This window comes from Neomegalonema sp. (genome assembly GCF_028688855.1).
GTDB lineage: Bacteria > Pseudomonadota > Alphaproteobacteria > Rhodobacterales > Rhodobacteraceae > Neomegalonema.
Genome location: NZ_JAQTXI010000003.1, coordinates 222507 through 231377, shown reverse-complemented (window position 1 = coordinate 231377; position 8871 = coordinate 222507). Strand labels below are relative to the sequence as shown.

Here is an 8871-nt window from a genome sequence, read left to right as displayed (position 1 = left end):
TTCGCCGACGGCCTCGACTGGGACGCCGACGGCTTCGCCGCCACAGGCTATTACCGTCGGGGCGTGACGCCGGGTCTGACCCTCGGCGCGGGCGCGACCATCGCCGAAGACGGCTATGTCGGAGTCGCCGGAAATCTCGTGGCGGGTCTGCCCTATGGCGCGGGCCAGCTTGACGCGGCCTGGTCGCGGATCGACGATCCCGTGGGCGGCGCCCGGACAGGCTTCGCCGTCGAAGCCTCCTACGACGCGGATTTCGAAGGCTTCGGCGTCGACAGAGACGAGCTGAACCTCCGCGCCGCCTATCGCTCCGAAGACTTCACCCGCCTCGGCGAGGAAGGCGCAGGCCTCGAACGCCTCTCGGCGACCGGCTCCTACCGGATCCGGCTGGAGCAGGGCCCCGTCGTGAATCTCGGCGCCGGCTACGCCCGCAGCGGAGATCTGCAGGACGTCAGCCTGCGCGCCGGAGTCTCGCACAGCTTCGGCTCGGTGAGCGCCTCGGCCGCCGTGGAGCACGTCCTCCGCAACGGCGGACGCGGCGACGAAACGCGGGTTCTGGTCACGGCCTCCATGCCGCTGGGCGAGGATCGCCGGGTGCGCGGCGCCTATTCGAGCGCCCGCAACCGGGCCACGGTCGAATATGAAAAGCGCCATCAGGGCCGCGTCGGGCAATATGGCTACGCCCTGCGCGCGGAGCATGACGACGATTCGGTCGGCCTCTACGGCCGCGCGGACTACATCGCCAACCGCTTCGACGCCTCCGTCACGCTGGATCACGCGGCGCCGGACGTCGGCGCGCTCTTCGACGACGATTCGCCTCTTGTGGGCGCCCTGCGCGTCAGTTCGGGCGTCGCCTTCGCCGACGGGCGCGTGGGCGTCGGCCGCCGCGTCGGACATGGCTTCCTTCTCGTCGACCGGCATCCCACCCTGAGCGATTCGACGCTCTCCATCGGCGACAGCCTGGGAGGACGCCCTCCCATCGTCAGGACGGACGGCTTCGGCCCCATGGTCGCCCCGCTTTCGGGCGATTACCGCTTCTCCCAGGTCTCGTTGAATCTGGAGGACGCGCCCCTCGGCTACGACATCGGCTCCGGCGTCTACGCCGTGCAGGGCGGAGCCCGCGTCGGCGCGAGGACCATCGTCGGCAGCGACGCCTTCTATTCGGCGCGCGGCGTGCTCCAGGACGCGCAAGGCCAGCCCGTCGCCCTGCAATACGGACGCCTCGCCTCGCTGGACGGAAGCGCCGCCTTCGACGTCTTCACGAATTCGGCGGGAATCTTCTTCGCAAGCGGCCTCAAGCCCGGCGCTTACGATCTGGAGCTGGCGGGAGCGCGCGCCCGGATCGAGATCTCTCCCCCCACGCAGGGCGCCCTGATCGAACTGGGCGCGGTGACTCTCGGAGGAGGCTCATGAACAGGACCAGACGAATCCGCAGCGTCTTCGCGCTCTGCCTCCTGCCGCTTCTGGCCGCCCCCATGGAGGCGGCCCGGGCCTGCACGGCGGTCTGGGCCCGCTTCGCCTCCGTGCAGGACTACAACGCGACCCTCCGGGAGGCCGCCCCCGTCTTCCTCGAACTCGGCTTCGAGGAGGAAGCGGCCTGCGCCGGAGCCTCCATCTCCCTGACGCCGACCAACGGAGGCTCGATCAGGCTCGACGGCCCCGGCGGCGCGCTCGACCTGGAGACCAGAAGCGCAGAAGTGGGCGGCGGAAGCAGCCTGCGCAGCACCGTCGATCTGCGCGAGGCCCGAGGCGCCCAGGGCGGAAGAAGCCTCGAAGTCTTCCGGATCCGCCCCAACCAGTTCGTGGCGAGCGGCCCCTACGTCCGGGAGTTCGATCTGCTGATCAATGGCGCGCCGCAATCCGCGGCGCAGCCCGAATTGCGCGTTTTCGTCGCTCCGGTGGCGCGGTTCCTGACGCCCGAGCAGCCGCTCAGGGTCGACTTCGGGAATCTGGGCGCCGATCCCTTCTCCTCGCAGGGAGCCGCCCGGGAGAGACCGCGCGGCGACGTCCGGTTCCTCTATCAGGCGACGGCTCCGGTCACGATGCTGGTCACCTCGCGGCATGACGGAAAGCTGGTCCATGAGCAGGGCGCGGAGCTGACGCCCATCGCCTATGAAGTCGCGATCAATGGAACGAGCATGCCGCTGGGCGCCCAGAAGGAAGTCCACATGAGATCCGGCGACCGCAATCCGGGCCTCATCGAGATCACGCTCGACCAGATCGGCTATCGCTACGCCGGAAATTACGAGGATCGTCTGACCATCCAGATCACCGGAGAATGAGGAGAATGATCGGGCCCGCCCGGGTTTTCTCGGGCCGGGCCGGGCAGGCGACGCGAAGTCCTGCGACCTCTGCGCGGCCCGCCGCCGCAGGGAGGATCGCCGCCGCCCGGGGCGGACGCTCCGGAGCCGCAAGCCGCTCTCTGGGCCCTGATCGAAAAAGGCTTGATCGGATCGCCCCAGGCCATGTAGGGACGGAGCCTGAGGCCCCGTAGCTCAACCGGATAGAGCACTCGCCTTCTAAGCGAGCGGTTGCGTGTTCGAACCACGCCGGGGTCGCCATCCTTCTCCGATCATCGCCCGCCCGGCGACAGAGCGTCTCCGGAACCGCGCCTTGCGGCGAGGAGCGGCGCGGCTCACATGAACCCCCGACAGAGCACAAACGCGCAATCCAGAGCGGAGACAGGCCGGAACCGGCCCGTCCGCCGACCGGAGCATTCAAGATGAAGAAACTCGGCTTCCTTTCCTTCGGCCATTGGTCCCCTGAAGCGGGCTCGCCGCTGCGCACGGCGGGCGAGACGCTCAAGCAGTCCATCGAGCTCGCCGTGGCGGCGGAGGAGCTGGGACTCGACGGCGCCTATTTCCGCGTCCACCATTTCGCGCGGCAGCTGGCTTCGCCCTTTCCGCTGCTGGCGGCCATCGGCGCGCGGACCTCGAAGATCGAGATCGGCACCGGCGTCATCGACATGCGCTACGAGAATCCGCTCTACATGGTCGAGGACGCGGGCGCGGCGGATCTCATCTCGGACGGTCGGCTTCAGCTCGGGATCAGCCGGGGCTCGCCCGAGCAGGTGATCGACGGTTGGCGTCATTTCGGCTATCAGCCCGCCGAAGGCGAGACCGGCGCCGAGATGGCCCGCCGCCACACCGAGGTCTTCCTCCGGCATCTGGAGGGGAAAGGCTTCGCGCGGCCCAATCCGCGCCCGATGTTCCCGAATCCTCCGGGGCTGCTGCGTCTGGAGCCCCATTCCGAGGGGCTGAGGGATCGCATCTGGTGGGGTTCGGCCTCCAATGGAACCGCCGAATGGGCGGCGAAGATGGGCATGAACCTGCAAAGCTCCACGCTCAAGGAGGACGAGACCGGCGAGCCCTTCCACCTCCAGCAGGCGAAGCAGATCCGCCTTTACCGCGAGGCCTGGAAGGTGGCGGGCCACGAGCGTCAGCCGCGCGTTTCGGTCAGCCGCTCGATCTTCGCCCTGACCACCGACATGGACCGCCGCTATTTCGGGCGCGGCGGCAAGGAATCCGACCAGATCGGCGACATCGACGAGATGCGCGCCATCTTCGGACGCGGCTACGCCGACGAACCCGACAAGCTCATCGAGCAGCTCAAGGGCGACGAGGCCATCGCCGAAGCCGACACGCTCCTGCTGACCATCCCGAACATGCTCGGCGTGGAGTACAACGTCCATGTGATCGAGGACATCCTGAAGCATGTCGCTCCGGCGCTCGGCTGGCGCTGAGTTTTCCGCGACGCCCTCCTTCGCTCCGCAGGAGGGCGTTCGGCCTTTCCGAAAGCCCTCCATCGCCGAATCCCGTTGGCTTTCCCTCCGGAGGCGGCGCTAGACTGCCTCGCAAACTGCTCCAGAAACGCAGGGAGGCTCCATGTCGTTCACTCCATCCAGCTCCAACGCCGATCTTCAGGCCCGTCGCGTCGCCGCCGTGGCGCGGGGCGTCGGCACGGCCTGGCCGGTCTTCGCGGTCCGCGCCGAGGGCTCCGAGCTCTGGGACGCCGAAGGGCGCCGCTACATCGACTTCGCCGGCGGCATCGCGGTGCTGAACACCGGGCATCGCCATCCGAAGGTGATCGCGGCGGTCAAGGCGCAGCTCGACGCCTTCACCCACACCGCCTTCCAGATCATCCCCTACGAGCCCTATATCCGGCTCTGCGAGAAGCTGAACGCCATCGCGCCCGTGGGCGGTCCGGCGAAGTCGCTGCTCTTCTCCACCGGCGCCGAGGCCGTCGAGAACGCGGTGAAGATCGCCCGCGCCCATACGGGTCGTCCCGGCCTCATCGCCTTCAGCGGCGCCTTCCACGGCCGGACCTATCTCGCCACCGGCCTGACGGGCAAAGTCGCGCCCTACCGGACGAAATTCGGCATCGCGCCTCCGGGGATCTATCACGTCCCCTTCCCCGCCCCGAGCCTCGGGGTGACGGTGGAGGATTCGCTCAAGGCGCTGGAGACGCTCTTCCGCGCCGACATCGCTCCGACCGACGTCGCGGCCATCCTGCTGGAGCCCGTGCAGGGCGAAGGCGGCTTCCTCCCCGCGCCGAAAGAGCTCTGGGAGGCCCTGCGCGCGATCTGCGACAAACATGGAATCGTGCTGATCGCCGACGAGGTCCAGACCGGCTTCGCCCGCACCGGCAAGATGTTCGGCGTCGAGCATTCCGGCGTGACCCCCGATCTGATGACCCTCGCGAAGTCTCTGGCGGGCGGCTTCCCGCTCTCGGGCGTGGTGGGCAAGGCCGCGATCATGGACGCCGCCGACCCTGGCGGACTGGGCGGCACCTACGCCGGAAATCCCCTCGCCTGCGCGGCGGCCCTCGCGGTGCTGGAGGTCATCGAGGAGGAGAAGCTCGTGGAGCGCGGCGCGGCCCTCGGGGCGCGGATGAAGCGGAAGCTCGAAGAGATCTCCCTGCGCAACGACTCCGCCCCCATCGCCGGAATCCGCGGCCCCGGGGCCATGGTCGCCTTCGACGTCGTGAAGGCGCGCGGAAGCGACGAACCCGACGCCGAAGCCGCCAGGCGCGTGACGCAAGCCGCCATGGCGGATGGTCTGATCCTGCTCACCTGCGGCGTCCACGGCAACACCGTCCGGCTGCTCAATCCGCTGACCATCTCCGACGAGATCCTGGAGGAGGGGCTCGCCAAACTGGAGAAGGCGCTGATCCAGGCCGCCTCCTGATCCTTGCGCCGCGGAGGCCCTTTCGAGGGCCTCCGTCCCGCGTCGCGAGAATCGGCGCGGCCCATTCCGGGTCAGATCGGCCCCTGAGCCCCTTTCAGGAGGAATCTCCTTTCGAGACTTGTTCCGAAAAAATCACTCGCCTTCAAGGATGCGTCCTCTCCTGTCCCGGAAACCACGGTCAAGGGGAATCCGCTCCGGATTTCGCCTCTTCCGGCGTAGACGGAGGCGGCTCCTCGGGCGCGACATCTCGCCGCAAGAGGCGCGGACGCCGCCGCGCGCCCTCGGCGGGCTTCTCCGCGAAGATCTCCCAGAGCCCGATGACCAGTTGGCCCACCCCCACCAGCATCGAGAGAATCAGCGCCAGAGCCACGAAGAAGGGACTCGTCAGGGCGTAGTCGATCCAGTTGGGCCGGATGAAGCTCGGGCCTTCGCCGCCGAGATGCTCCACCTTCAGGGCGGTCACGCCGGGCTTGGCGATGCTGACGATGTGGAAGCCCGCCTCCTCCTCCGTCCCCGCCGTGACATGGCCGAAGCCCGAAGCCGGATTCCCCGCGCCGTCCACGAGGCTCACCCGCTCGCCGCGGCGCAGATCCCCGGACTTCACCGTCTCCGTCCCGCCGCCGAGCCCGAAGAGCGAGCTCTCCCGCGCCTCGTGGCGTCCGGAGATCAGGAGCGCCGTCTCGCCGCTCGCCATCTGGCCGCCGATGGAGCTCCAGCCCGTGAAGACCAGAGCCCCCGCCTCGGCCCAGCGCCGGGCGGTCAGATGCAGGCGCGCGCCCTCCGGCAGGCCCTCGGCGCCATGGGCCGTCACGACCAGCCCGCCCTCCGGATCGCGCCGCAGGAGCGCCCGCGCGCCGTCGCGCCAGACCACCGGCGCGCCCCCGCGGGCCTTCTCGGCGAAGAGCCGGGCGTCGCACAGGCCTTCTCCGCGCGGCGCCCGCGGCTGAGGCCGCGGCAGAGGCTCGCAGAGGATCGCCTCGCCGAGCGGCCAGGAATTGCCCGCGCCCTCGAAATGGACTTCGGCGCCGGTGGCCAGAGCCTCGATCACGAAGGTCCGCGAGCGCCAGAGCGCGCTGGAGAGAATCAGCGCCAGAAGCAGCCCCAGCAGGACAGGGCCCGCCAGAAGCGCCGACCATTTCAGCTGCGCCCGCGCGGCGCGGCGGGACAGCCTCATTCCAGAGGGCCGAAACGCAGGGTCAGGGGGATCTCCCGGCCGAGTTCGCCGTTCTTCACCGGCAGGACGATCAGCTCCGCCCGCCCCTCGGCGAAGACCTCCGCCGGAATGCGGCAGGCCGTGTCATAGGCCATGCGCACCTCGGCCCGCACCGGAGCGCAGAGGATCTCCGGCGCTTCGGGGCGGTCCTCGACCTCCACATGGGTCTGTTCGGCGCGGAAGGCGTTGATGAGCAGCAAGGCGCCTTCCGCGCCGCTCTCGGCGTCCGGACGCCCGGCCAGAGAGGCTTCCGCCGCCGTCGCCCCGGACTCCGCGCAGTCGCCGCGCGTGACGGAGAGCGCCAGCTCCTCCGGGGCGCGCCCCGCGAGGGCCTCGGGCTGGCGGGTGGGATAATCGAGAAGCGCCGTCCCGCCCGCCCAGTCCTCCGGCGCGCGGTAGAGATTCGCCGATTCGTAAAGCCCGTCCGCAGACATGACCCTCAGGCAGATTTCGGAGCCGCTCCAGTCGGCGGGGATCCAGGCGCGGAAGGCGTCGGTTTCGCCCCCGTCGCCGGAAGCGGCCTCTCCGGGCGCGGCCAGGAAGCCCAGGAACCGCGCGCCCGAGATCTTCGCCGCCGGACGCAGGATCTCGTTGAACGGATCGCTGACCAGTTGCAGACTCGGCGCGGCCCGAGGCGGAGCCTCCGGAGGGGCGGGCTCCTCCGCGAGGGCGCCCCTCGCCGCCAGTCCCGCCATCAGGGCGACGGTCGTCGTGAAGCCGCGCAGAGGCCCACCCATAGGAAACTCCCCCGTGAAGATTCTCCCGTCCGCCGCGATCCTAACAGTTTTCCTCGCCTGCGCCACGACCGGAGCGTCGGCTCAGACCGTCGCCCTGCGCGGCGGAGGCGGCGAAGGCCACGGCCTGATGATCCGCAGCGGCGGCGCCTGCTATCTGCTGACTCCGCGCCATGTGGTCGGCGAGGCGCCCGCCGCGAGCGCCCGCAGCGCCGCCCCCGTCGCGACGGGCCGCGCCTTCGTCGAGCGCCCCTTCTGGGAGGGGATGGACCTCGCCATCGGAGTCCTGCGCGGGGCTCTGGAGGCGCGCTGCGAGCTCGGGCTCCAGGCTCTGGCGGGCGAAACCCGGCTGGAGGCGGGCGGCGCGGGCGAACTGGTCTCGCTGCGGCCCTCGGGCGAGGTGGAGCGGAGGCCCATGCGGGTCTCGGACAGCGGCTATCTCACGCTGGAGGCCGAATTCACCCGCCCCGAAGACGAGGTCTTCGAGGGAATCAGCGGCTCCTTCCTCTTCATCGGAGCGCGCCCGGCGGGCATGGCGATCGAGGCTCTGGGCCAGCGTTCGGCGCGCTTCATCCGCGTCGAGGAGATCCACGCCGCCGCCGCGCGCTGGATCGGGCGGCGCGGGGCGGTCTTCACCCAGAGCGTCGCGCCCGAGGAGGCCGCCGGGCTGGAGGCCCGCGCTCCGGAGCTGGAGGCCAGGCCCGAGCGCGCCGCTCCGGCGCTCTCTGCGGCCTTCGCGGTCGCGAACGCCCTGAAGGACGGCCCTCAGGCCTATGTCTTCGCGCCGCAAGGCCCCAACCGCATGGCCTTCCGCCTCGAAGGCGAGGGCGCGCGCTCCCTGACGCGCGCGGCGATCATGACCGATCCCGAAGGCGGCCACGCCCTGCCGCGCGCGATCCTCGTCGAGGTCTCCTCGCGCGAGGACGGCGGCGGCGCGCCGCGCTTCTTCGCCTCGGGGAACATGGGGCCGGACGGGGTCTTCGATCAGAAGCGCTCGCCGGTGCTGGCGCGCTGGGTCTTCGTGACCATCTCCTCGGCCTGGACCGAAGGCCCCGTGCGCATCGACCGCATCCGCTTCGAGTGAAGCCTACTGGCGGATGGGGACGCTCATCCGGTGATTGCTGCTGTTCGTCCCGACGATGGAGACCGTGCCCGTCAGATTGCCTTCCTCATCCGGCGCCAGCAGCAGCCATTCTCCCCAGGGACGCAGCGAGACCCCGGAATCCGTGACCCGCACGGCGCATTCCTTGCCTTCGGAATCCAGAGCGCAATTCTGCTCGGGGTCGAACTTCCCGAGCTTCCAGGTGAAATAGCCCTTGAGCTCGGCGTCCACGGAGCCGCCGTATTGCGCGAAGGCGCGCAGGTAGTTGTCGCGATTGCCCGAGGTGTGCAGCCTGCCCGCGTTCACGAAGACCTCGACCCGCGGCTCGCTGGCGAAGAATCCCTCCAGCGCCTTGCGCTTCACGGCCGGATTGGGGCTGTAGAGTCCGTAATCCAGCGCGATCTTCTGGAGGTCGACGTCGCCCGACTCCAGCATGACCTTCATCGCGGCGGAGCTGCGCGCCGGATCGGGATCGGCCAGAAGCTCGTGATAGGCGCTCAGATCGCGCAGATTCTGATCCACCCTGGCGCGGATCTCCTCCACCGTCAGGCTCTGCGCCGCGGCGGCGGCGCTCCAGACCAGAACCAGAAGGCCGCAGCCCGTCGCAAGAGATCTCATCATCTGCTCCCGAATCATGTT

General features: G+C 69.8%; 8 protein-coding genes and 1 tRNA gene. 6 read left to right on the top strand and 3 right to left on the bottom strand.

The genetic code is table 11. The annotated features are described in order from the left end of the window. From PHN62_RS03845 to gabT, 5 genes are all read left to right on the top strand, one after another. Nucleotides 1-1410: fimbria/pilus outer membrane usher protein (locus PHN62_RS03845; RefSeq protein ID WP_300146518.1), on the top strand; the 1410-nt coding region annotated here is incomplete at its 5' end. Next, a complete protein-coding gene (locus tag PHN62_RS03840) occupies nucleotides 1407-2279 on the top strand; it encodes a hypothetical protein (RefSeq protein ID WP_300146515.1) in 873 nt (290 codons plus the stop codon). The genes PHN62_RS03845 and PHN62_RS03840, both read left to right, overlap by 4 nt. A gap of 202 nt (nucleotides 2280-2481) precedes the next feature. Beyond that, nucleotides 2482-2558, top strand: a tRNA-Arg gene (locus PHN62_RS03835). A gap of 161 nt (nucleotides 2559-2719) precedes the next feature. Then, nucleotides 2720-3739, top strand: coding sequence for an LLM class flavin-dependent oxidoreductase (locus tag PHN62_RS03830; RefSeq protein WP_300146513.1), 1020 nt, complete (start codon nucleotides 2720-2722; stop codon nucleotides 3737-3739). A 142-nt stretch (nucleotides 3740-3881) separates the two neighbouring features. Further along, nucleotides 3882-5183, top strand: a complete 1302-nt coding sequence (gene gabT, locus PHN62_RS03825; RefSeq protein WP_300146511.1) for a 4-aminobutyrate--2-oxoglutarate transaminase — start codon at nucleotides 3882-3884, stop codon at nucleotides 5181-5183. Between the two features lie 178 nt (nucleotides 5184-5361). On the opposite strand, the gene PHN62_RS03820 is transcribed toward gabT, so the two are convergent. Next, a complete protein-coding gene (locus PHN62_RS03820) occupies nucleotides 5362-6357 on the bottom strand; it encodes a hypothetical protein (RefSeq protein WP_300146508.1) in 996 nt (331 codons plus the stop codon). Continuing rightward, complete coding sequence (locus PHN62_RS03815; RefSeq protein WP_300146505.1) at nucleotides 6354-7133, bottom strand: hypothetical protein; 780 nt, start codon at nucleotides 7131-7133, stop codon at nucleotides 6354-6356. Before PHN62_RS03815 ends, PHN62_RS03820 begins: the two co-directional genes overlap by 4 nt. Nucleotides 7134-7146: 13 nt before the next feature. On the opposite strand from PHN62_RS03815, the gene PHN62_RS03810 reads away from it, so the two are divergent. Continuing rightward, nucleotides 7147-8214, top strand: coding sequence for a hypothetical protein (locus PHN62_RS03810; RefSeq protein WP_300146502.1), 1068 nt, complete (start codon nucleotides 7147-7149; stop codon nucleotides 8212-8214). A 3-nt stretch (nucleotides 8215-8217) separates the two neighbouring features. On the opposite strand, the gene PHN62_RS03805 is transcribed toward PHN62_RS03810, so the two are convergent. After that, the gene (locus PHN62_RS03805; protein ID WP_300146499.1) at nucleotides 8218-8853 is read right to left on the bottom strand and encodes a hypothetical protein; all 636 of its coding nucleotides are present in this window, start codon (nucleotides 8851-8853) and stop codon (nucleotides 8218-8220) included. Nucleotides 8854-8871 lie beyond the last annotated feature (18 nt).

Coding starts and splice junctions, on each gene's coding strand:
- PHN62_RS03840 (WP_300146515.1), top strand. CDS start 1,407: ATGAACAGGACCAGACGAATCCGCAGCGTCTTCGCGCTCTGCCTCCTG.
- PHN62_RS03820 (WP_300146508.1), bottom strand. CDS start 6,357: ATGAGGCTGTCCCGCCGCGCCGCGCGGGCGCAGCTGAAATGGTCGGCG.
- gabT (WP_300146511.1), top strand. CDS start 3,882: ATGTCGTTCACTCCATCCAGCTCCAACGCCGATCTTCAGGCCCGTCGC.
- PHN62_RS03830 (WP_300146513.1), top strand. CDS start 2,720: ATGAAGAAACTCGGCTTCCTTTCCTTCGGCCATTGGTCCCCTGAAGCG.
- PHN62_RS03815 (WP_300146505.1), bottom strand. CDS start 7,133: ATGGGTGGGCCTCTGCGCGGCTTCACGACGACCGTCGCCCTGATGGCG.
- PHN62_RS03805 (WP_300146499.1), bottom strand. CDS start 8,853: ATGATGAGATCTCTTGCGACGGGCTGCGGCCTTCTGGTTCTGGTCTGG.